This is a genomic window from Bacillus sp. AFS053548 (assembly GCF_002575105.1).
Classification (GTDB): domain Bacteria; phylum Bacillota; class Bacilli; order Bacillales; family Bacillaceae_G; genus Gottfriedia.
The window spans coordinates 214,741-238,892 of sequence record NZ_NUHI01000005.1 but is presented as its reverse complement, the minus strand read 5'-3'; the positions used below and the strand labels follow the sequence as shown (position 1 = coordinate 238,892).

26 protein-coding genes are annotated in these 24,152 nt (G+C 34.1%); 25 read left to right on the top strand and 1 reads right to left on the bottom strand.

The annotated features are described in order from the left end of the window. Window positions 1–69: 69 nt before the first annotated feature. Entirely contained in the window at window positions 70–594 is a 525-nt protein-coding gene (locus CN946_RS02990; RefSeq protein WP_176547182.1) for a DUF2529 family protein, read from the bottom strand. Window positions 595–794: 200 nt separating this feature from the next. Here CN946_RS02990 and CN946_RS02985 point away from each other — a divergent pair, with 200 nt between their 5' ends. The 25 genes from CN946_RS02985 (at window position 795) to CN946_RS02865 (ending at window position 24,056) form a co-directional block, all read left to right on the top strand. Continuing rightward, window positions 795–1,172: a response regulator gene (locus tag CN946_RS02985; RefSeq protein WP_098808442.1), complete on the top strand. Its 378-nt coding sequence runs from the start codon at window positions 795–797 to the stop codon at window positions 1,170–1,172. Between the two features lie 294 nt (window positions 1,173–1,466). Next, a complete protein-coding gene (locus CN946_RS02980; protein WP_098426257.1) occupies window positions 1,467–2,321 on the top strand; it encodes a class II fructose-bisphosphate aldolase in 855 nt (284 codons plus the stop codon). Window positions 2,322–2,759: 438 nt separating this feature from the next. Next, a complete protein-coding gene (locus CN946_RS02975) occupies window positions 2,760–4,058 on the top strand; it encodes a UDP-N-acetylglucosamine 1-carboxyvinyltransferase (RefSeq protein WP_098859828.1) in 1,299 nt (432 codons plus the stop codon). Window positions 4,059–4,126: 68 nt separating this feature from the next. Further along, a complete protein-coding gene (gene glpX / locus CN946_RS02970) occupies window positions 4,127–5,092 on the top strand; it encodes a class II fructose-bisphosphatase (protein ID WP_056469239.1) in 966 nt (321 codons plus the stop codon). 354 nt (window positions 5,093–5,446) lie between these two features. After that, window positions 5,447–6,721, top strand: coding sequence for a transcription termination factor Rho (rho, locus tag CN946_RS02965; protein ID WP_098859827.1), 1,275 nt, complete (start codon window positions 5,447–5,449; stop codon window positions 6,719–6,721). A gap of 159 nt (window positions 6,722–6,880) precedes the next feature. Continuing rightward, on the top strand, window positions 6,881–7,126 hold the full coding sequence (locus tag CN946_RS02960) for a type B 50S ribosomal protein L31 (protein ID WP_025671035.1): 246 nt from the start codon (window positions 6,881–6,883) through the stop codon (window positions 7,124–7,126). A 214-nt stretch (window positions 7,127–7,340) separates the two neighbouring features. After that, window positions 7,341–7,955, top strand: coding sequence for a thymidine kinase (locus CN946_RS02955; protein ID WP_098859826.1), 615 nt, complete (start codon window positions 7,341–7,343; stop codon window positions 7,953–7,955). 205 nt (window positions 7,956–8,160) lie between these two features. Further along, on the top strand, window positions 8,161–9,228 hold the full coding sequence (prfA, locus tag CN946_RS02950; protein ID WP_141546853.1) for a peptide chain release factor 1: 1,068 nt from the start codon (window positions 8,161–8,163) through the stop codon (window positions 9,226–9,228). Further along, the gene (gene prmC / locus CN946_RS02945) at window positions 9,228–10,088 is read left to right on the top strand and encodes a peptide chain release factor N(5)-glutamine methyltransferase (protein WP_098859824.1); all 861 of its coding nucleotides are present in this window, start codon (window positions 9,228–9,230) and stop codon (window positions 10,086–10,088) included. Before prfA ends, prmC begins: the two co-directional genes overlap by 1 nt. Window positions 10,089–10,225: 137 nt before the next feature. Continuing rightward, the gene (locus tag CN946_RS02940; RefSeq protein WP_098859947.1) at window positions 10,226–11,131 is read left to right on the top strand and encodes an ATP-grasp domain-containing protein; all 906 of its coding nucleotides are present in this window, start codon (window positions 10,226–10,228) and stop codon (window positions 11,129–11,131) included. Continuing rightward, window positions 11,128–11,985 carry an ATP-grasp domain-containing protein gene (locus CN946_RS02935; RefSeq protein WP_098859823.1) on the top strand — a complete coding sequence of 286 codons (858 nt, stop codon included), beginning with the start codon at window positions 11,128–11,130 and terminating at the stop codon, window positions 11,983–11,985. Before CN946_RS02940 ends, CN946_RS02935 begins: the two co-directional genes overlap by 4 nt. Window positions 11,986–12,218: 233 nt before the next feature. After that, the gene (spoIIR, locus tag CN946_RS02930; protein ID WP_483295367.1) at window positions 12,219–12,986 is read left to right on the top strand and encodes a stage II sporulation protein R; all 768 of its coding nucleotides are present in this window, start codon (window positions 12,219–12,221) and stop codon (window positions 12,984–12,986) included. Between the two features lie 57 nt (window positions 12,987–13,043). Then, the gene (locus CN946_RS02925) at window positions 13,044–13,502 is read left to right on the top strand and encodes a GNAT family N-acetyltransferase (RefSeq protein ID WP_098859821.1); all 459 of its coding nucleotides are present in this window, start codon (window positions 13,044–13,046) and stop codon (window positions 13,500–13,502) included. Window positions 13,503–13,608: 106 nt separating this feature from the next. After that, window positions 13,609–14,652 carry an L-threonylcarbamoyladenylate synthase gene (locus CN946_RS02920; RefSeq protein WP_098859820.1) on the top strand — a complete coding sequence of 348 codons (1,044 nt, stop codon included), beginning with the start codon at window positions 13,609–13,611 and terminating at the stop codon, window positions 14,650–14,652. Window positions 14,653–14,768: 116 nt separating this feature from the next. Beyond that, the gene (locus tag CN946_RS02915; RefSeq protein ID WP_098859819.1) at window positions 14,769–15,326 is read left to right on the top strand and encodes a manganese efflux pump MntP; all 558 of its coding nucleotides are present in this window, start codon (window positions 14,769–14,771) and stop codon (window positions 15,324–15,326) included. 122 nt (window positions 15,327–15,448) lie between these two features. Continuing rightward, window positions 15,449–15,889, top strand: coding sequence for a low molecular weight protein arginine phosphatase (locus tag CN946_RS02910; protein ID WP_098859818.1), 441 nt, complete (start codon window positions 15,449–15,451; stop codon window positions 15,887–15,889). Between the two features lie 124 nt (window positions 15,890–16,013). Then, on the top strand, window positions 16,014–16,463 hold the full coding sequence (gene rpiB, locus CN946_RS02905; protein WP_098859817.1) for a ribose 5-phosphate isomerase B: 450 nt from the start codon (window positions 16,014–16,016) through the stop codon (window positions 16,461–16,463). Window positions 16,464–16,568: 105 nt separating this feature from the next. Next, entirely contained in the window at window positions 16,569–17,135 is a 567-nt protein-coding gene (locus tag CN946_RS02900) for a TIGR01440 family protein (RefSeq protein WP_098859816.1), read from the top strand. Between the two features lie 168 nt (window positions 17,136–17,303). Continuing rightward, window positions 17,304–18,545 carry a serine hydroxymethyltransferase gene (glyA, locus tag CN946_RS02895; protein ID WP_141546852.1) on the top strand — a complete coding sequence of 414 codons (1,242 nt, stop codon included), beginning with the start codon at window positions 17,304–17,306 and terminating at the stop codon, window positions 18,543–18,545. Between the two features lie 214 nt (window positions 18,546–18,759). Next, the gene (locus tag CN946_RS02890; RefSeq protein WP_098859815.1) at window positions 18,760–19,278 is read left to right on the top strand and encodes a DoxX family protein; all 519 of its coding nucleotides are present in this window, start codon (window positions 18,760–18,762) and stop codon (window positions 19,276–19,278) included. A 271-nt stretch (window positions 19,279–19,549) separates the two neighbouring features. Continuing rightward, complete coding sequence (gene upp / locus CN946_RS02885) at window positions 19,550–20,179, top strand: uracil phosphoribosyltransferase (RefSeq protein WP_098233756.1); 630 nt, start codon at window positions 19,550–19,552, stop codon at window positions 20,177–20,179. 111 nt (window positions 20,180–20,290) lie between these two features. Beyond that, on the top strand, window positions 20,291–21,232 hold the full coding sequence (locus tag CN946_RS02880) for a DNA-binding transcriptional repressor DeoR (protein WP_098859814.1): 942 nt from the start codon (window positions 20,291–20,293) through the stop codon (window positions 21,230–21,232). Window positions 21,233–21,545: 313 nt separating this feature from the next. After that, window positions 21,546–22,211, top strand: coding sequence for a deoxyribose-phosphate aldolase (gene deoC, locus CN946_RS02875; RefSeq protein ID WP_098859813.1), 666 nt, complete (start codon window positions 21,546–21,548; stop codon window positions 22,209–22,211). Between the two features lie 139 nt (window positions 22,212–22,350). Then, on the top strand, window positions 22,351–22,755 hold the full coding sequence (locus tag CN946_RS02870; protein ID WP_098859812.1) for a cytidine deaminase: 405 nt from the start codon (window positions 22,351–22,353) through the stop codon (window positions 22,753–22,755). A 116-nt stretch (window positions 22,756–22,871) separates the two neighbouring features. Continuing rightward, window positions 22,872–24,056: a NupC/NupG family nucleoside CNT transporter gene (locus tag CN946_RS02865; RefSeq protein ID WP_098859811.1), complete on the top strand. Its 1,185-nt coding sequence runs from the start codon at window positions 22,872–22,874 to the stop codon at window positions 24,054–24,056. Window positions 24,057–24,152: the final 96 nt, after the last annotated feature.

Below are 24,152 nucleotides of genomic sequence, written 5' to 3'. Positions count from 1 at the left end.
GAAATAAAAAACACCCAACAGATTTTATTAAAATTATGTTGGGTGTTTTTGTTATTTTAGAATTATTTTTCAGTCGAAATCTGATAGGATTTCACTCATTGTAAGTAGTAGGCAGTGATAAATAAATAATCCTGTAAGTAGGGTAGGTAAACAGATTCGGTCTCCCTCGTCAGTTGGAACAAGCTTTCTTGTTAATTCATAGTTAATAAATACATCAGCTAGTTCTGATAAATGGTCTTCTCCGTTAATCGTGGTAGAGACGATCACTAAACCAATGTTTGATTCTGATAGTTTATTAGCAAGAAGGATAGCTTCTTGATCATCCGTCTGTCTTGTAAATAAAAGTACTCGATCTACTGGAGATAATGACTGGATCTCCCCGTTAATCAATAAAGGTTTAATTGAGTCATTTTGTTCTGCACCATCAGTTATTTCTGAAACAATACCAGCAAATTCTTTTGTGCCATGAACATAAATGCATCCTTCTCCTATAACTGCCTGTGCTAGGAAGCGTGAAGCATCTTCAAATACTTCCTCTTGTTTAACTATTTTTTGAAAAACTCCATTCAATTGTGTCGAAAAAATTTTTAACATTAAGTAATACTCCCTCTTATAAAAGTATGGTCTAACCATTATACTGTAATTTAGATAGATACAAAAAATTTTAAAAAAGTAATTTTTTGTAAAATTTTCAAACTAATGCAGGAAAAAAGGTTTTTAAGTAGAATGTAAAAATTTAGGGGAATTTGTGTTTTTTTAAGAACGTTATCTGGTTAAGAAAGGTGGTACTATTTTTGGGAATTAAATTACTTATAGTAGACGATCAGTACGGAATTCGTTTGCTTTTACACGAAATTTTCAAAAAAGAAGGCTATGAGGTATTTCAGGCAGCTAATGGTTTTCAAGCAATTGATATTGTAGTGAAGGATTGTCCCGACTTAGTTATTCTTGATATGAAAATACCAGGTATGGACGGAGTGGAGATTCTAAAGCGAATCAAAGAAATTAATAAAGATATTAAAGTTATATTGATGACGGCTTATGGTGAACTCGATATTATTGAAGAAGCTAAAAAGTTAGGAGCACTACAATATTTTCCAAAACCATTTGATATTGATGAAATTAAAAAGGTTGTTAGGGAGCATACTTCACAACCACAATCTCAGCAGTAAAATAGCAGATGGGTAGCGGACCATCTGCTTTTAATTTTATCTATAAATTGAAAGCGTTTTCGGAAATACCGAATAAAGCCGGTTGAAATAGCGTTTAATTATCCAAAATGTTACGATAATACGAACATTTGATGATATTTGTTGTGTTTTCATTTCATTTTTTGTATTCTTATGTTGTGATATAAATACCTAATAATTTACATAATAAAGAACAATTTGTAGCATTCTATTCTTGTTAGTAAAATTATGGGTGCAGATTAATTTTCATAAAAGAGTATATAAGGAGGGCTTAAAATGCCTTTAGTATCTATGACTGAAATGCTTAATAAAGCAAAAGAAGGTAAATACGCTGTTGGTCAATACAATATTAATAACTTAGAGTGGACTTTTGCTATTCTTACTGCAGCTGAAAAAGAACAATCACCTGTAATTCTTGGTGTTTCTGAAGGTGCAGCTAAATACATGGGTGGATTTAATACTGTTGTAAAGATGGTAGAAGGTTTATTAATTGATTTAAAAATTACTGTACCTGTAGCAATTCATCTTGATCATGGTTCAAGCTATGAAGCATGTAAAGCTGCGATTGACGCTGGATTTACTTCAGTTATGATTGATGCTTCTCACGATCCATTTGAACAAAACGTTGAAACAACTAAAAAAGTTGTAGACTACGCTCATTCTCATGGTGTATCTGTTGAAGCTGAATTAGGAACTGTTGGTGGACAGGAAGATCACGTTGTTGGAGACATTATTTATGCTAACCCAGCAGAGTGTAAAGAACTAGTTGAGCGTACTGGTATTGATTGCTTAGCTCCAGCTTTAGGTTCTGTTCATGGACCATACAAAGGTGAACCTAAATTAGGTTTCGACGAAATGGAACAAATCGGTAACGAGACTAATGTACCATTAGTTTTACACGGTGGAACTGGAATCCCAACTGAACAAATTCAAAAAGCAATCGCTCGTGGAACTGCAAAAATTAACGTAAACACTGAGAACCAAATTGCTTTTAATAAAGCTGTTCGTGAATTTGTAGCAAATGATCAAAAACAATACGACCCACGTAAAGTTCTTGGACCAGGTCGCGAAGCAATTATCGCAACAGTAGCTGGCAAGATCCGTGAGTTCGGTACTAGTAACAAAGCATAATATTTTAAGTTTTTTAGCTTGAAATATGATATATTATAATAAATTAAGCCGTCTAAATTATGTTTAGACGGTTTTCTTGTTTAACAAAGCCACTTTTAGCAATAAATTTATATGTTTTTTCATTTAGACTTGAAGATATAAGATAATAATGATTAGAATTAGTTTAGGTCTAGTTAAGAAATTACCAAATATCTATTTCTACTTTACTAACTAATCAAAACTTATTTAAAGGTTTTACTGAATTTTTATTGAAATTCAAGATATTGTAAATAACAAAACCGAAGCAAAAGTCTTTACATTAGACTGTAGCTCTCGTATAAACTAAGATTAGAGAAGTAGAATTTTGGAGAAAATAGGTAGAAACTATTCGACAGTTGAGAAGTTTAAAAACTTTACTTCTCTACTATTTTCTTCTGCTCATTTAGAAGGGAGTATACTATGGAAAAGCTTGTATTAGAAGGCGGTATACCTTTAAAAGGGACAATTCGTGTTAGCGGTGCCAAAAATAGTGCAGTGGCTTTAATCCCAGCAACTATTTTAGCAAGCTCACCTGTAACACTTGAAGGAGTTCCTTCTATTTCAGATGTTCAAACACTATGTGACCTTTTAGAGGAAATAGGTGGTCAAGTAGAAGTATCTGATGAAAAAATAATGATAGATCCATCAAATATGGTTGCAATGCCACTTCCAAGTGGGAAAGTAAAAAAATTGCGAGCGTCTTATTATTTAATGGGTGCAATGTTAGGTAGATTTAAGCAAGCGGTTATAGGCTTACCAGGGGGATGTTATCTTGGACCAAGACCTATTGATCAACATATAAAAGGTTTTGAAGCATTAGGTGCAAAAGTAACAAATGAGCAAGGTGCAATTTATTTAAGGGCAGAAGAACTAAAAGGTGCACGTATATACTTAGATGTTGTGAGTGTTGGTGCAACGATTAATATCATGTTAGCAGCGGTTTTAGCAAATGGTAGAACTGTTATTGAAAACGCTGCAAAAGAGCCTGAGATTGTCGATGTAGCTACTTTATTAACAAGTATGGGTGCTAAAATTAAAGGTGCTGGTACTGATGTAATTCGAATTGATGGAGTAGAATCACTATCTGGCTGTACACATACAATTATCCCTGATCGCATTGAAGCAGGAACTTATGCAATATTAGCTGCTGCAACTGTGCAAGAAGGGGACAAGGTTATTGTTGATAATGTTATTCCACACCATTTGGAATCACTTATAGCGAAAATGAGAGAAATGAATATAGATATTGATACGAATGACGATCAAATTATCGTTTCAGGATCAAATAAAGGACTAAAATCAGTAGATATCAAAACTTTAGTTTATCCAGGGTTTCCAACTGACTTACAGCAGCCGTTTTCTGTGCTGTTAACGAAGGCAAATGGGACAGCCGTTATTACTGATACAATTTATGGTGCAAGATTTAAGCATATTGATGAGCTTGGAAGAATGAGTGCAACGATTAAGGTCGAAGGTAGTACGGCAATTATTTCTGGTCCTTCACAGTTACAAGGCGGCCGTGTAAAAGCAAGTGATTTACGTGCTGGAGCAGCCTTAGTTATAGCAGGCTTGATTGCAGAAGGTAAAACAGAATTAACTGGATTAGAGCATGTTGACAGAGGATATGAGGATTTAGTTGAAAAGCTTTTAGGATTAGGAGCTAATGTTTGGCGTGTTCAGCTAACTAAGCAAGAAGTTGAACAATTAAAAAATGCGTAAAATTGGGTGTTTACATACTCATAACATAATTTAGATAGTTTTCATTTACATCAAAGGGGGAGTTTTGAATGGAAAGAAGTTTATCAATGGAGTTAGTACGTGTTACTGAGGCAGCAGCACTAGCATCTGCAAAATGGATGGGTTTAGGTAAAAAGGATGAAGCAGATGATGCTGCTACAACAGCAATGCGTGACGTATTTGATACGATTCCTATGAAGGGAACAGTTGTAATTGGAGAAGGCGAAATGGACGAGGCTCCAATGCTTTATATCGGTGAGAAACTTGGTAATGGATATGGTCCAAGAGTGGACGTAGCAGTTGACCCACTTGAAGGTACAAATATCGTGGCATCTGGTGGATGGAATGCTTTAGCAGTTATTGCAATTGCTGACCATGGCAATTTATTGCATGCTCCTGATATGTACATGGAGAAACTTGCAGTAGGACCTGAAGCAGTTGGTAAAGTTGATATCAATGCATCTGTTCTTGAGAACTTAACAGCTGTAGCAAAAGCAAAAGGAAAAAATATTAATGAAGTCGTTGCAACAGTATTAAATAGAGAACGTCATGCGAAGTTAATTGAAGAAATTCGCTCAGCAGGTGCTCGAATTAAACTAATTAACGATGGTGATGTTGCGGGTGCAATTAACACAGCTTTTGATCACACAGGTGTTGATATTTTATTTGGAAGTGGTGGAGCGCCAGAAGGAGTTATCGCTGCAGTTGCTTTAAAATGCTTAGGTGGAGAACTTCAAGGGAAGTTATTACCTCAAAATGAAGAAGAGATCGAACGTTGCAAACGCATGGGTATAGAAGATCCAAACCGTATATTATACATGGACGATTTAGTTAAGGGTGACGACGCAATTTTTGCTGCTACTGGTGTAACTGATGGAGAATTACTAAAAGGTGTACAATACAAAGGGAATGTAGGTTCTACGCAATCATTAGTTATGCGTGCTAAATCAGGAACTGTTCGTTTTGTAGATGGACGTCACAGCCTAAACAAAAAACCAAACCTAGTTATTAAATAATCAAACAGCTTAAATGCTGGTTTTGATGAGGGTTAATAATGAATCAAAATTCTTTGTTAACGAAATCGGAATCTAGATATTAATTTAGTAGAATAATGACTCTTTCCTTTATTTGCCAAGGGGAAGAGTCATTAAATAGTTTAGTCGAAAAATAGTTGGCATAAAAAACTCTTTCGAATTATAATCTCAATAGATAGTAAACCTATTAATTCTAATTACTTAGAATATTTTTAGGGGAAAAGGTTACACTAAAGAGTAATACTTTATGTAAGTTTCCTTCAAAAAACCTTCTAAATAACCTTCCGAATTAAGAAAACCCTAATTTGAACGAATAAAAGTAAAGAGTGGTGTTATATGAGTTTAACAATCTCTGCATTAGAAAACATGAAATTAAAAGATTTGTATGAACACGCGAAGGTAATGAAAATTTCGTATTACAGCAAATTAACGAAAAAGGAACTTATTTTTGCAATCCTTAAAGCGCAAGCCGAAAAAGATGGATTAATGTTCATGGAAGGTGTACTAGAAATTATCCCTTCAGAGGGATATGGATTCTTACGTCCAATTAATTATTCACCTAGTTCAGAAGATATATATATTTCTGCATCTCAAATTCGTCGTTTTGATATGCGAAATGGTGATAAGGTTTCTGGAAAAGTACGTCCACCGAAGGAAAATGAAAGATACTTTGGTCTACTTCAAGTAGAAGCGGTCAATGGAGATAATCCTGAGAATGCTAAAGAACGAGTTCACTTCCCGGGATTAACTGCATTATATCCTAATAGACAAATGAAGCTTGAAACATCTCCTGCTAAGTTTTCTACAAGAATTATTGATATGATCTCCCCAGTAGGATTTGGTCAACGTGGTTTAATTGTTGCCCCTCCAAAAGCCGGTAAGACAGAGTTATTAAAAGAAATTGCAAATAGCATCACAACAAATCACCCAGAAGCTGAACTAATTGTATTGCTAATTGATGAGCGACCAGAAGAGGTAACCGACATTGAACGTTCTGTAAAAGGAGATGTTGTAAGTTCAACTTTCGATGAAACTCCTGATAGTCATATAAAGGTTGCTGAATTAGTATTAGAGCGCGCAATGAGACTAGTAGAGCACAAGAAAGATGTAATTATTTTAATGGATAGTATTACTAGGCTTGCTCGTGCGTATAATTTAGTTATTCCACCAAGTGGTCGTACGTTATCAGGTGGTATTGATCCTGCTGCATTCCATAGACCAAAACGATTCTTCGGTGCTGCACGTAATATCGAAGAAGGCGGAAGTTTAACGATTTTAGCAACAGCTCTAATCGACACTGGCTCACGTATGGATGATGTTATTTATGAAGAATTCAAAGGTACCGGTAATATGGAACTTCACTTAGATCGTTCATTAGCTGAACGACGTATCTTCCCAGCAATTGACATTCGTCGTTCTGGAACACGTAAAGAAGATCTATTAATACCAAAAGATCATCTGGACAAGTTATGGTTAATGCGAAAAACAATGTCAGATATTCCAGACTTTGTTGAACGTTATTTCAGAATGCTTCGTCAAACGAAAACAAATGAAGATTTCTTCAATACGATGACTGAAGAAAGTAGAAAAACGCCAGTATCTAATAAATAGTTGGAAGATATAAGCAATCTGAAAGAGAAATAGTGGGTTGCATTCTCCCGGGTTAGTTGCTATAATTTCATTTGTATGTGAAATGTAAATTATGTGGTATACACATGGTTTCTTATAACTCTGATTTCAAGGATTTCAGGGCGGAAGGAGATGAAAAACATGAAAGCGAATATTCATCCTAATTACAAGAAAGTAGTGTTTATGGATATCAACACTGGTTTCAAATTTTTAAGCGGATCAACAAAATATTCTAACGAAACAATCGAATGGGAAGATGGCGAAACTTACCCTTTAATCAAAGTTGAGGTTTCTTCTGATTCTCACCCATTCTACACTGGACGTCAGAAATTTGCTAACGCTGCAGGACGTGTTGAACGTTTCAACAAAAAATACGGCCTTAAGTAATATTGATGAAAAGCAGGCGAGTTATTGCTACTTTGCCTGCTTTTTTTACGCATTTATAGTCAAATAACATATAAGTTTAATTCAATTTAGTGAATTTTAATATAAATAGTCAAGATACTTACACGAATTATAAATACTGATGAATTAACCGTCGTTTAAAATAAATAAATAAATAAAATAGTCTTTGTACTGATATAGAAAGGTGAGACACATAATGTTCTTTATGATGAAAAAAAATGGTTGGATTGAAATGATTTGCGGAAGTATGTTTTCTGGAAAATCAGAGGAACTAATTCGCCGTGTTCGTCGTACGCAGTTTGCTAAGCAAAGCTGTGTTACATTCAAGCCATCAATTGATAATCGATACAGTGAAGTAGAAGTGGTGTCTCACACAGGAATGAAAGTACCTGCTTATGCAGTAACACACTCATCACATATTCTTAAATACGTTACAGAAGAAGTTGAAGTAGTTGCAATTGACGAGATTCAATTCTTTGACGATGAAATCGTTATGGTAGTTCAACAACTTGCAAACTCTGGAAAACGTGTGATATGTGCAGGTTTAGATCAGGATTTTAGAGGATTACCATTTGGTAAAGTACCTGGAATATTATCAATTGCAGAACATGTAACGAAATTAAATGCAGTTTGTGCTTCATGCGGATCACCTGCAAGTAGAACGCAAAGATTAATAAATGGTAAACCAGCTTTATTTGAAGACCCTATTATTTTAGTAGGTGCATCTGAATCGTACGAACCAAGATGTCGTCACTGTCACGAAGTACCAACGAAAACAGTTCAACCCGCACTTCAAAGTCAGAACGATTAATTTTACAGTAGGTTGAAAATTAGCTATTAAGACCATATACTAAGAAATGTGGAGAAAGCTCGCCCAGCTAGCTTTCGGAACTGGACAATAATAATTGTGGATAAAGTGTTATAGGCGCTTTTACCTTAGAATTTAGAATTAAAGAAGCGATTTAGAATCGCTTTTTTCGATATATATTTAAGACGAAAATGTCGAGGTGAAAATTATGTTTGATCGATTACAAGCTGTAGAGGATCGCTATGATAGATTAAACGATTTACTTAGTGACCCGGAAATTATAAACGATTCAAAAAAGTTACGTGAATACTCAAAAGAACAATCAGACATACAAGAAACAGTTGATGTATACCGTCAATACAAATCAGTTAAAGAGCAAATTAAAGATGCAAAAGCTATGCTTGAGGAAAAGCTTGATGCTGATATGCGCGAAATGGTTAAAGAAGAATTAAATGATTTGGAAAACGAATCAAAGGACTTAGAAGAACGTTTAAAAATCCTTTTAATTCCAAAAGATCCTAACGATGATAAAAACGTTATCGTTGAGATTCGTGGTGCTGCGGGCGGAGACGAAGCTGCATTATTTGCTGCTACTTTATATCGTATGTACAGCCGTTTTGCTGAGGTTAACGGATGGAAAACAGAAATCATTGAAGGTAACTATACAGAGCTAGGTGGCTTTAAAGAGATTATTTTTATGATAAATGGTAAAGGTGCATACTCAAAACTAAAATTTGAAAATGGTGCACACCGTGTTCAACGTGTTCCTGAAACAGAATCAGGTGGACGAATTCATACTTCAACAGCAACTGTAGCAGTTTTACCAGAAGCTGAAGAAGTTGAAATTGAAATTCATGAAAAAGATATTCGTGTAGACACATTTGCTTCAAGTGGTCCTGGTGGTCAATCTGTAAATACAACGATGTCTGCAGTACGTTTAACTCACATTCCAACAAATACTGTTGTATCATGTCAGGATGAAAAATCACAAATTAAGAATAAAGAAAAAGCGATGAAGGTTCTTCGCGCTAGGGTTTATGATAAATTCCAAAGAGAAGTACAAGCAGAATACGATCAAAATCGCAAGCAAGCTGTAGGTACAGGTGACCGTTCTGAACGTATCCGTACTTATAACTACCCACAAAACCGTGTAACTGACCACCGAATTGGATTAACAATTCAAAAGCTTGATCAAATCGTTGAAGGTAAAATCGACGAAATTATTAATGCGTTAATTATGGATGATCAAGCAAAACGCATGGAACAAAGTCAATAATGACAACAAAGATATATGAAGCCCTAAAATGGGCTTCTTCTTTTTTACAAGAACACGGTCGTGATGAAAATGTGGGTGAAATTGTATTAAAACATATTTTGGACTACAATCGAACAGAATTATTGCTAAATATGAGAGAAGATTTAGAAGAGAATCATTGGATACAGTTTAAAGAATTGATTCATAAGCACATAGATGGCCAACCAATCCAATATTTAATAGGATATGAATACTTTTATGGCCGAAAGTTCATTGTTAATGAAGAAGTACTAATTCCAAGACCAGAAACAGAGGAGTTAGTGGAAGGTGTACTGCATCGTATTCAAAAGCATTGGAAGGATACAGAACAACTTGAACTAGTAGATGTTGGTACAGGTAGTGGGGCGATTGCAATCTCACTTGCGCTTGAAAATAAACAATTAACAGTTCATACAGTTGATATTGCAGCAGAATCTATCCAAGTTGCTAAACGAAATGCACAAGAGTTACAGGCAAATGTCCACTTTATACACAATGATTTACTGAATTACTTTATTGAAGAAAACAAGAAAGTTGATATTGTTGTATCAAATCCACCGTATATTCCGCATGAGGATTGGTTGAGTTTAGATGAAGTAGTTAAGGATCACGAACCATACCGTGCTTTAGTAGGTGGTGAGGATGGTCTAGATTTTTACCGTCGTTTCGCAAATGACTTACCTAAAGTATTAAAAGAAAAATCACTGGTTGCATTTGAAGTAGGTGTCAATCAAGGTGAACAGGTTGCAGAGATTTTAAGGAAAGCTTATCCGAATTCAAATGTTGAAGTTGTTTTCGATATTAATGGCAAAGACCGTATGGTTTACATGGTAAATGGCTAATTTAAATAATGAATCGTAATGATATTGACTAGAAAAAGTCCATGTATTACGATTCTTTTTTTTGTGTTAAAGTTGTAAAAGATGAGGAAAATTTCAATCAAGAAAAAACAAAAACATTACGAAAGAAGATAGTTAGAATGAAAAAGTTTAAAGGTTGGATTGTATTTAATGGTCATATTACAGCTGCGAAATTTACTGAACTTTTCGAATGGTTACAAGATACAGCAATCGCAAAAGGAATAGATGTTTCATTAGTTAAACATTATGAACTAATCCCAGTGATCGAAAAAGGTAAAGCAATTTTAAAAGGAAAATTCGCGAATGAGAAACCTGATTTTGTAATTTTTTGGGATAAGGATGTTCATTTAGCAAGGCATTTAGAAAATATGGGGCTAAAATTATATAATTCTGCGAGAACGATTGAAGTCTGTGATGATAAGGCTTTAACTTTTCAAGCATTATCTAACTTTAATATACCTATGCCAAAAACAATTACGGCTCCGCTTTTGTTCCCTAATTGTGATTTAACAAACTATGATTTTTACGATGAAGTTATACAGGAATTAGGTTTTCCTTTAATTATAAAAGAGTCATTCGGTTCATTCGGTAGACAAGTTTATTTAGTTGAGAATAGAGAAGATTTTTTTAAGAAGGTAGACGATCTAAAGCACAAACCTCATATTTATCAAGAGTTTATAGAATCAAGTAGAGGGACTGATATTCGCATCCAAGTAGTAGGTAAACAAGTTGTAACAGCAGTGTTAAGAAAATCAGAATTAGATTTTCGTGCAAATGTTACAAATGGTGGAAAAATGTATAAGTATGAGCCAACTGAAGAGCAGATCAATCTAGCACTTAAATGTTCTGAAATATTGGGAGCAGATTTTGCAGGGATTGACTTATTATTTGGAGAAGATGGAAAAACATATATATGTGAAGTTAACTCAAACGCACATTTCAAAAATATTTATCTATGTACAGACGTGGATACAACGAAATATATTATTGATTATATTACCTGGGACTTGGAGAAAAACGTATGATTGGTTGGCTAATCTATTCTGAAGCGGATGCAGAAAGAAACAGAACGTATATCGACTGGTTAGTAAGCGCAGCATTGGAAAATGGATTTGAGTTAAAGTTACTCTATACAGAAGATATTGGAATAGGAATTCGAAACGGTGTTAATATACTTTACAATCAAGGTAAAGAATTAAGCAAACCGGCCTTTGTAATCATGAGGACTATATCACAAATATTATCTTCCCACTTTGAAGAAATGGGAATCAGAACATTTAATAACCAGGCGATATCAACAATGGCCAACCACAAGTTTCTAACACACCAGAAGCTTTCTAGTCTAGGTATTCCAATGCTAGACACATTTTATTATAAAAAAAGTACAATTACAAAATCCTTAGATACAGTCCATTTCCCTTGTGTGCTTAAGAATTGCACAGGAAGAGGCGGAAGTGAAGTATATTTTATAAATAATCAAGAAGAGTTGCTGGAGATTGTACAGAACTCAAATTTCGATGAACTATTAATTCAAAACGTTGCAGAGCAATTAGGTAAGGACTTGAGAGTATTCATTATCGGTAAAGAAATTGTTGCAGCTGTTTTAAGATATTCAGAAAAAGACTTTCGAGCGAATTTTTCTCTAGGTGGAGGCGCGTTGCTTTACGAGCTTTCCAAATGTGAAAAAGAACTTATTCAAAAAATAGTAGATCACTTTGACTTTGACTTCGTAGGAATTGACTTCATGTTTGATGCAAACAACCAACTAGTCCTAAATGAAATTGAGGACGTAGTAGGAAGTAGAACATTATATACTGTATCAAATATAGATATTGTTTCGTTGTATATGGATTATATTAAAAAGCAGATAAACAGCTAGAAAAAAAAATTTGAAAGATTTATAGGAAAACCTGAATTGGAAATCACCGTTTACTACCTAATCTAATAAAGAATCTATTAAAAAAAATAGAATACTAGTGTTTAAGAAATAATCAAATTGTCTACACTGTTCCTAGAGGGATGGTGGAGAGAATGAAAACTAAAAATAAAACAAAAATAACATATAAAATTATATCTTTATTTATCATATTTTTGATTAGTTCATCAGTGTTAATGCCACTTCGAGATACTAATGCAAAAGGTAATGAAATGGTCGTAATTCCTAAGAAAGCTGTACGACTACGAATTCTAGCAAATAGTGATTCTAGTGAAGATCAAGCTCTAAAACGTAAAGTTAGAGATGAAGTTAATGCTCAAATTAATACTTGGGTAAAAGATCTAACAACTTTTGAAGAGGGACAAAAGGTTATTAAAAGTCATATTCCAGACTTACAAAAAACGGTTGCACGTGTTATTAAAGAAGAAGGCTCAAATCAATCATTTACAATTACTTACTCTAAAAAAGTTAAGTTCCCTACAAAATTATATGGTAGTTTCTTATATCCTGCTGGTGATTACGAAGCGGTTTTAATTAAACTTGGAGCAGGTCAAGGGGCAAACTGGTGGTGCGTATTGTTCCCACCATTATGTTTCTTAGATTTTTCAAACGGTGATGCAACTTTAAGTAAAGAGTCACTTCAATCGCAACAAAAGGTTGATCATGAAACAAAAATCGAAAATGAACCAAAAAGAGAGTTTAAAAAACAAGAAGCATTACGTTTAAGCGATGATGATTCTAATAGTGCAACAAAACAAAACAATGAATCTTTACAGGATGATTCTAATAGTGCAACAAAACAAAACAATGAATCTTTACAGGATGATACTGAAGTAAAGAGTAGTGAAGATGCGGTTGTGGCTTCCGCTCTACCTGGTGATGAACCAAAAGAAGATATTAAGGTAGAGAGCTTCTTTGTACAAATGTTAAAGCAATTATTTTAGTTCTAGCAATCTCCCTATGTGCATAAAGTGTTACGAGCATACTAGGGAGGTTTTTTTATGAAAATACGATCAGCGATTCAGGAAGATTTTGAAGCAATTTTTTCATTTCTTGGACAAGCAGGATTATCTACAAACGGACTTGAGGAGCAACAAGAATCTTTTTTCATATTGGAAGATGAGTTTGGGAAATCACAAGCTGTAATAGGATATGAACAAGATGGGGAAGAAGCGTTATTAAGATCACTAGTAGTTGCACCTACCATTTACTCACAGCATATGGTACTCTTTTTACAAAGTGTTCTTGAAAAACTAAAAGAAGAAATGATTAGTAAAGTATATTTATTAACAAGACAGCATGTAGTTCAAGACTTATTCCTTTTACTAGGATTTGGGCAAGTCGAAAAGGAAAATGTTTCGAACAGTATTAAAGAAATGAAGCATTACCAAACTACTATTACGAATGAAGAAGTATTAGTTTATCAAAAAGAACTATACACAAAGTTATCCACAAATTAGCAAGTTTTATCCACAATTTGTGGATAAAACTTGCTTTTCATTCTTTGGATAATGTCTAAATTTGTAAAATATACACTATTATTCACTCTAGAGAGAGGTGCTACGTATGGAAACGAAAATATGGTATGTGGATAATCCTGTGAATAAAGAAGAAGTTTACCCACAGATTGTGGATGCAGCAAAAAATTTACAGTTAGGACAAGTTGTCGCTTTTCCAACAGAAACTGTTTATGGATTAGGGGCAAATGCTCTTTCGGATGAAGCGGTTCAACGGATCTTCCAAGCAAAAGGTAGACCAAGTGATAATCCCCTTATTGTACATATTGCCAACAAAAAACAGTTAGATAATCTAGTTGAAGAAATTCCATTAGATGCAGAAAAACTAATGGATGCTTTTTGGCCAGGACCATTAACGTTAATTTTAAAAAGTAAAAAACATGTTTCAAAATATGTAACGGCAGGGTTATCCACTGTTGGAATAAGAATGCCTGATCATCCAGTTGCACTAGCGCTAATTGAAGCTTGTAATTTGTCAATCGCAGCGCCAAGTGCAAATACTTCAGGAAAGCCTAGTCCAACGTCTGCTAAGCATGTATTTGAAGATTTAAATGGACGAATTGTAGGAATTGTAGATGGTGGTAGTACAGGAGTCGGAGTTGAATCAACAGTTATTGATTGTTCCCAAGATATTTTTACAATATTAAGACCTGGTAGTATTACGCCAGAAATGATAAAAAAAATAATTCCTACGGTTGAAGTAGATCCATCAACAATGAAGGAAAATGAAGCACCAAAATCACCGGGGATGAAATATAAACACTATGCACCAGATGCTCAAATGCATCTTGTAAATGGAAGTATTGAGTTTATGCACAAACTTATACACAATTCCAAAACAGAGGGAAAAAGAGTAGGGATATTAACAACGGAAGAAAATGCAACTAAATATGATGCAGATGTTGTTCTTACATGTGGAAAACGTAGTGACCTATCAACCGTAGCGGCAGCATTATATGATTGTATTCGTCAATTTAATGAAGAACATGTTGATATCATATATTGCGAAACTTTCCCTTACGAAGGAATTGGAATTGCCATTATGAATCGTCTGTGGAAAGCTTGTGGACATTCGGTGATACAGGAAAAATAATAGAACGGGCTTCTATTGTTTTCAGGTTAAACAAAGCCCAAAAAATTTTATTAATTTCCCTCATATCATTTATAGGACGCGCATATCTTTTAATAGCAAGTCCTAGGGGGGAAAGCATGAGTAGCTCATTAATCAATGAACTAATTACATTAACTATTATGGGATCTGCGCTAGGTTTAGATGCATTCTCAGTTGGGTTAGGAATGGGAGTTATACAACTAAAATTTAAACAGATCATTAATATCGGTATTGTAATCGGACTCTTTCATGTATTAATGCCCTTATTAGGAATGATTATTGGATATGAGTTATCCCAGAATCTGGGACGATTTGCTGTATTACTCGGCGGATTTTTATTAATGGGAATAGGCTTTCACATGATTTATTCAACTTTATTTGGTAAAGAAGAAAATAAATATTCACCGACAGGAGTAGGTTTACTTCTTTTTGCATTTAGTGTAAGCGTGGATAGCTTTTCGGTTGGAATTAGCTTAGGGACATTCGGTGCTAAAACATGGCTAACCATTTTACTATTTGGTATTATCAGTACAATTTTAACTTGGGCTGGATTACTTTTAGGAAGAAGAGTAGAACAGGAACTCGGTAAATTTGGAGAATTATTAGGTGGTTCGTTCTTATTGATTTTCGGAATAAAACTATTATTTTTTTCTTAAAAGATACATATGGTGAATAAGAGCTAAGGATGGAGAAAATTGGAGACAATTGCCCCATCCTTTTATTTTTTAGTAAAATAGATTAAATAAAACGTTCAGATAAATGAGGGTGAGGTATTAAGATGGAAAATATATTATTTGTTTGTACCGGAAATACATGTAGAAGCCCAATGGCAGAAGCACTATTAAGACATCATGGGAATGAACTATATCAGGTCAAGTCTGCTGGAGTATTTGCTATGTCAGGCGATCCTGCTTCTCAAAATGCGATATTAGTTCTAAAAAATAAAGGAATCGAAACAAATCATTCCTCGCAGCAAATAAATGAAGATCTTTTGGAATGGTCTTCGAAAGTCTTATCAATGACATTGAGCCATAAACAAATGTTAGTTTCTAAGTTTCCTCAATATAAGGATAGAATCTTTACGTTTTATGAATATATAAACGGTCAAGCAAAAGATATTTCTGACCCTTATGGAGGGTCATTAACAACTTATGAAAATACATTGAGTGAATTAGAAGTGTTAGTAAAACAGATTGTACAGAAACCAAACGAATATTAAGTTAATCAGTGATTGGATGTTAATTAGATGCCCTAAATCTGAACATAATAGTGTAAGATAGAAATTGAAGTAAATACAATACAAAAGAAAATCGAATCAAAGAGATCAATACGGGGGTTATCTAATGAAAGTAGCAATAGCATCTGATCATGGTGGATTAAATATTCGTCAAGAAATCATGAATTTAATGGATGAAATGGGTATTGAATACGAAGATTATGGTTGTGAGTGTGGTACATCTGTAGACTACCCAGATTATGCATTCCCAGTTGCACAAAAAGTTGCAAATGGAGAAGTAGACCGTGGAATATTAATTTGTGGGACAGGAATTGGTATGTCAATTGCCGCGAATAAAGTTGAAGGAATTCGCTGTGCATTAGTACATGATACTTTCAGTGCAAAAGCAACTCGTGAACATAATGATACGAATATGCTAGCTATGGGGGAACGAGTAATCGGACCTGGTTTGGCAAGAGACATTGCAAAAATATGGTTAACGACTGAGTTTGAAGGCGGTCGACATGAAAATCGAGTAAACAAAATTAAAGACTACGAAAAAAATCATCAATCATAAAACCTAAACGAGAAGCCGTTAATCCAAAACATAATGTGAAGATTATCGGCTTTTTTAATAATGAGTAATAGGGTTTAAAGGAATTTTACGAAAGGAGCAAGATAAATGAATGAAGAATTAAGATTAGTAGCCGAGCAAATAAAATCATTATTAAACGAGCTAAATGATCATGTGAATTTTACAAGTGACCATGTTTTAGTCATCGGATGTAGCACTAGTGAGGTAAGTGGACAAAGAATTGGAACTTCAGGAACAATAGAAGTAGCGGAAGTTTTATTTAATGAGATTAAGGCTTTTCAAGATGAAACAGGAGTACAATTAGCATTTCAATGCTGTGAACATTTGAACAGAGCAATAGTTGTTCAAAGAAAGACGGCAAAAAATTTTCAACTTGACGAGGTAACTGTGATACCAGTTCGTACTGCAGGAGGAGCTCTTGCTTCATTCGCATTTAGACATTTAGATCATGCTGTAATTGTTGAACACATTAAAGCGGATGCAGGGATTGATATTGGCGATACATTAATCGGTATGCATTTAAAGCACGTGGCAGTTCCTTTAAGAACAAGTATTAAACAAGTTGGACAAGCTCATATAACGGCGGCAAAAACTCGTCCAAAGCTTATTGGTGGAGCACGTGCAGTTTACTCAATAGATGAAGACTTGAAATAAAGCGTTTTTTATTATAATAGAATAGTTAAATGTTAGTTATTTGAAAGATATATCTTTCATTTTCAATGCAAAACATGGTAAAATAGAAAGGAATTCGGTCGTTTTATCGAATAATATAGTAAATTTATACTAGTAATGTTCGTGTTTTACAAAAAGGGGGATATAACTGTGGAAAATTTAAAAAAGCAAGATCCATCATTGTATGAGGCAATACAGTTAGAGTTAGGTAGACAACGTACTAAAATCGAGTTAATTGCTTCTGAAAACTTTGTAAGCGAAGCAGTAATGGAAGCCCAAGGTTCAGTATTAACAAATAAATATGCTGAAGGATATCCAAGCAAGCGCTACTATGGCGGTTGTGAATATGTAGATATCACAGAAAACATTGCAAGAGACCGTGCAAAAGAAATTTTCGGAGCAGAACACGTAAATGTTCAACCTCATTCAGGTGCTCAAGCGAATATGGCAGTTTATTTCACTATTTTAAAACATGGTGATACAGTATTAGGTATGAATTTATCACATGGTGGTCATTTAACTCACGGAAGTCCAGTAAACTTCAGTGGAGTACAATATAACTTCGTTGAGTATGGAGTAGATCCAGAAACTCAAGTAATTAACTATGAAGATGTATTAGAAAAAGCTAAAGCACATAAGCCTAAATTAATTGTAGCTGGTGCAAGTGCTTATCCAAGAGCAATTGACTTTAAAAAATTCAGAGAAATTGCAGATGAAGTTGGAGCTTACTTAATGGTTGATATGGCACATATCGCTGGTTTAGTAGCAACAGGTCTTCATCAAAATCCAGTTCCATTTGCTGATTTTGTTACAACAACTACACATAAAACATTACGTGGACCACGTGGTGGTATGATTTTATGTAAAGAAGAGTTCGCAAAAGCGATTGATAAATCAATCTTCCCTGGAATTCAAGGTGGACCATTAATGCACGTAATTGCAGCAAAAGCTGTAGCATTTGGTGAAGCATTACAAGAAGATTTTAAAAAGTATGCACAAGCGATTATTGATAACGCTGCGCGTTTAGCAGAAGGCTTAAAATCTAACGGCTTAAACTTAGTATCTGGTGGCACAGATAATCACTTAATTTTAATTGACGTTCGTTCATTAGAGTTAACTGGTAAAGTTGCTGAGCACGTATTAGATGAGGTTGGTATTACATGTAACAAAAATACAATTCCGTTTGATCCAGCAAGTCCATTTGTAACAAGTGGTATCCGTATCGGTACTGCTGCTGTAACTTCAAGAGGATTTACTTTAGAAGATATGGATGAAATTGCATCAATCATTGCTGAAACATTAAAAAACCACGAAAATCAAGAAGTACTAGAGGCATCTCGTAATCGAGTTAATGCTTTATCTAGCAAATACGAATTATATCCTACATTTTAATAAATAAAGTTTAAATTAAGCTATCTTTAGAACTGTATTTTCAACATTGAAGGTGCAGTAATACTAAAGATAGCTTTATTTTTTTAATATTTGTGAAAAAGTTCACAAAAAGTTCAATTAAACTTGTGAAAAAGTTCACAATATTTATTTGAAATAGAGTACAATAACTCATGTAAACAGCAATTAAAAATTATCCAAACGGAGGCAAAAAATTATGTTTATTAATTTTTTAAGAACTAATAAAATTGCATCTGGTTTCTTAACTATTATTCGCCTTTATATAGGTTATGAGTGGATCCACGCAGGTTGGGGTAAGTTATCAGCTGGCGGATTCGATGCTTCGGGATTTTTAGGATTTGCGGTTAAAAGTGCCTCAGGTGAACATCCAGCAGTTCAAGGCTGGTGGGCAGACTTCCTTACAAACTTTGCAATACCAAACATCGATTTATTTAACTTTATAGTACCTATTGGAGAATTCGCAATCGGACTTGGACTTATTCTTGGATGTTTTACAAAAACAGCAATGTTCTTTGGTTTAATGATGAACTTCGCATTTATGTTTAGTGGTACAACTAGCACAAATCCACAAATGGTATTATTAGGAATCTTTATTTTAATTGCTGGTTCAAATGCAGGACGTATCGGATTAGATCATTATATTAGCAAGTTTATTAATCGAAAAACATCTTTCACTCCAAAAGTACCAGATCATAATTTAAGTAAAGCATCTTAACTATACACATCAAAGAGGGAACCAATTGGTTCTCTTTTTGTGTATAAGATAAAAACTTCTCTGACTTTTAATAATGAGGAAGAGGAGTTTTTTAATCAAAATGGGTCAAAATAGCAATTAGATTAGTAAAAAAAGGAAATATTGAAGTTTGATTGTAAAAAGATCTAAATTAATTCTAAGCGATTGTACGATGTGGCTTGAATTATTTAACCGCTTTCGGTATTCTTTTTAAGAATAATAAATTACTAAGTATTTGCAAGGAGCGATAAAAGTGAGTAAAGTATACGTTTTTGATCATCCGTTAATTCAGCATAAAGTTTCTTTAATTCGTAGAAAAGACACTGGAACAAAAGAATTCCGTGCACTAGTTGATGAGGTTGCGGGCTTAATGGCATTTGAAATCACACGCGATCTACCATTACAGGAAGTGGAAATCCAAACACCAGTAGCAACTGCAAAGGCGAAAGTTATTGCTGGTAAAAAATTAGGGATTGTACCAATTTTACGTGCAGGTTTAGGAATGGTTGATGGCTTCCTTCAATTAGTTCCTGCAGCTAAAGTTGGACATGTTGGATTATACCGCGATCCTGAGACTTTAAAACCGGTTGAATATTATGTTAAACTTCCTACGGATGTAGAAGAGCGTGACTTCATTGTGATTGATCCAATGCTTGCGACAGGTGGGTCAGCAGTTGAAGCAATCAACTCTTTAAAAACACGAGGTGCTAAAAATATTAAGTTTATGTGCTTAATTGCAGCTCCAGAAGGTGTTGAAGTTTTACAAAAAGCACACCCAGATGTGGATATTTACATAGCTGCCCTTGATGAAAAATTAAACGATCATGGTTATATTGTTCCTGGTCTTGGCGACGCTGGAGATCGTTTATTTGGTACAAAGTAATTACATTTTTAAAGCTTTCCTAGCATAGGAGAGCTTTTTTATTTAAAAGGGGTATAATAATTAAAAATTTGAACGTGAAATAAGGATTGGTAAGTTAAAGGGGATTAGGGAATGTCACTCGAAAAACAAAGGTTAATAATAGATGCAGCAAGACTATACTATGATTCTGACTTTAGTCAACAAGAGATTGCGACACAATTAGGAATCTCTCGTCCAACTGTATCTAGATTACTTCAACAAGCAAAGGAATTGGGATATGTACGCATTGAAATTATTGACCCCCTAGAAGGCAATCATGATTTAGCTCGAGAATTAAAAAAGAAATATAATTTACAATCTGTTGAGGTTTGCTATTCACCAATTGATGACTACAATGAAGTTTTGCAAACAATCACTAAAAAAGCTGCGGATGTGTTAGTAGATTTAGTCCATGATGGTGACGTTGTAGGAGTAACTTGGGGAACAACGATGTATCATATTGCAACGAAATTAAGTAATAAACAAGTAAAGGGTGTAGAAGTAATTCAGCTAAACGGTGGAGTAAGTTATTCTAAAACGAATACTTATGCATCAGAAACGGTAAATTTATTTGCTGAAGCATTTAACACCGTTCCAAGATATTTACCTCTACCAGTTATATTTGATAATCCACAAGTAAAACAAATGGTCGAGGAAGATCGCCATATTGGTCGATTAATCGATTTGGGAAAACAATCAAATGTCGCAATTTTTACTGTGGGAACTGTTAAAAAAGATGCCCTGTTATTTAAAGTTGGCTACTTTAATGAGAAGGAAGAGACGGATTTACAAACATTTGCTGTAGGAGACATTTGCTCACGTTTTTTTGATAAAGAAGGAAATATTTATTCTGAACTTCTAAATCGACGAACGATTGGAATTGAGTTAGATGAGCTTAGAAGTAAAGAAAAGTCTATTTTAGTTGCAGGTGGAGAAAGAAAAATAAACGCTATTCACGGTGCTTTAATGGGTAAATATGCAAACATACTAATAACCGATCAATTTACTGCAAAAAGATTGCTAGAGCAGGAATAAGCAAGGGAGAGACTAAGTAACTAAAAGAATTTGCTCTTTTCCTATGTCATGTTCCCTACTAGTCAGCTTTTTAAAAATAGTAGTGACCCTTGAAATTGGATATTTTTACAATTAAAAAGGAGGTGTCTTTTGTGTCAGTTAATCTGACTTATGAGACAACCTCTCTTCTATTTAATAGGTAAAATTATCCTTGAACATAAGTTCAATTTGTATTTTACAAAATTTCATAGCGGTGTTATAGTAAAGACATATTCAGAGTAACTTAGTAAATAAACATTTATTTATAATAAAACCATTAAGGGAGCGACTATATATGAATTACGCAAAATTAGTAGATCACACATTATTACGAGCTGACGCAAAAAGAGAAGAAATTGCAAAACTAGCTGAAGAAGCAAAAGAATTTAGCTTTGCATCAGTATGTATCAATCCTACTTGGGTTTCTTATGCAAGTGAATTATTAAAGGATTCTTCTGTAAAGGTTTGTACGGTAATTGGATTCCCTCTAGGAGCAAACACTCCTGAAGTAAAAGCATTCGAAACTACAAACGCAATTGAAAATGGTGCTGAGGAAGTTGATATGGTTATCAATATTTCTGCATTAAAAGAAAAAAATGATGAATTAGTTGAAAGAGATGTACGTGCAGTTGTTGAAGCTGCTAAAGGAAAAGCTTTAGTAAAAGTAATTATTGAGACTTGTCTTTTAGCTGATGAAGAAAAAGTTAGAGCATGTGAATTATCAGTTAAAGCTGGTGCTGACTTTGTAAAAACATCAACAGGATTTTCAACTGGTGGAGCAACAGCAGAAGACGTTGCATTAATGCGTAAAACTGTTGGAGAAAACGTAGGCGTTAAAGCTTCTGGCGGTGTTCGTAACTTAAAAGACGTAGAAAATGTAGTAGCTGCTGGTGCAAACCGTATCGGAACAAGTTCAGGTGTTAAACTCGTTCAAGGCGAAGAAGCAAACACAGCTTATTAATTTCAAAATAATTTTAAAATAAAAAAAAGTGAGTGAGTTATTGCTCTTTAGCTCTTACGTTGGTAATATGGTAAAGCGAAGACAAAACTCACACACTTTAATCAAGAATTACCTAACAATTCGTTAAAGGGTGATAAATATGAATACACAATCATTAATCAATGAAGCTTTAAAGGCTCGTGAAAACGCATACGCTCCATACTCGAAATTTAAAGTAGGTGCAGCAATTTTATTGAATAACCAAACGGTCTACACAGGGTGTAACGTAGAAAATGCTTCTTATGGACTAACAAATTGTGCAGAAAGAACTGCTATATTTAGTGCGGTCGCTGCGGGTAACGGTTCAGCAAAGATCGAATCAATCGCAATAGTAGGGGACACTGAAGGCCCGATTTCACCATGTGGTGCATGTAGACAAGTTATTGCAGAATTTAGTGATGAAAATACAAAAGTATTTTTAACTAACTTAAAAGGTGACATCGCTGAAACAACTGTTAAGGAATTACTTCCTGGATCATTTAGTTCAAAAGATTTACAAGGTTAATCCTTGTCTGACATCTAACTTCTATATGATGTCTGACATCCAACAAATAAAAGTTGTGTTCGTTTTGAAAGCGCTTATATTAAATAAAAAATTTATTGGATTTTCGGGGGAGAAACATGAAATATATTATAGCTCTTGTTGGACTACTAGTAGTTTTCGGTCTAGCTTTCATCGCTAGTAGTGATCGTAAAAACATTAAATATCGTCCAGTAGTAATTATGGTTGTTGTTCAAATCATATTAGCGTTCTTATTATTAAATACAGAAGTAGGTTTAGTTTTAATTAAAGGAATTTCTAATGGATTTGGAAAGTTATTAGAATACGCTGGTGAAGGTGTTAATTTCGTATTTGGTGGTATGGCAAATGAAGGTGCTTTCCCATTCTTCACAGGAGTATTATTACCAATCGTATTTATTTCTGCATTAATTGGTATTTTACAATTTACAAAGATTTTACCGTTTGTTATTAAATACATTGGGTTTATCTTAAGCAAAATCAATGGTATGGGTAAATTAGAGTCTTACAATGCAGTAGCATCTGCTATTTTAGGACAATCTGAAGTTTTCATTTCAGTAAAAAAACAATTAGGTCATTTACCAAAAAATCGTTTATATACACTTTGTGCATCAGCAATGTCAACAGTATCTATGTCTATCGTAGGTGCATATATGACGATGGTTGAACCAAAATATGTAGTAACGGCAATTGTATTAAACTTATTTGGTGGATTTATTATTTCTTCAATTATTAATCCTTACACTGTTACACCTGAAGAAGATATCTTAACGGTACAAGAAGAAGAAAAACAAACATTCTTCGAGATGCTTGGTGAGTATATTTTAGATGGTTTCAAAGTAGCAATCATCGTTGCAGCAATGTTAATCGGTTTTGTTGCATTAATTGGTGCAATTAATAACATTTTTGATATGATTTTTGGAATCTCATTCCAAGGAATTTTAGGTTATGTTTTTGCACCATTTGCATTCATTATGGGTGTACCATTTAAAGAAGCGGTTGATGCAGGTAGTATTATGGCAACAAAACTTGTTTCAAATGAGTTCGTTGCAATGATGGATTTAGCAAAACATGGTAAAGAGTTCTCAACTCGTACATTAGGAATTGTGTCAGTTTTCCTTGTATCATTTGCTAACTTCTCATCTATTGGTATTATTGCAGGTGCAGTTAAAGGTTTACATGAAAAACAAGGTAATGTTGTAGCTCGTTTCGGTTTAAAATTATTATTTGGTGCAACATTAGTAAGTGTTTTAACAGCAATTATCGTAGGGATCGTTTTAAAATAATTTAATCCAAGCGTTTGACTTAGATCAGGCGCTTGTATTTTTTTTCTAATCTTAAAGTAGGAGGGTTGAGTTAAAAAGTAAATTTTTAACAATTTT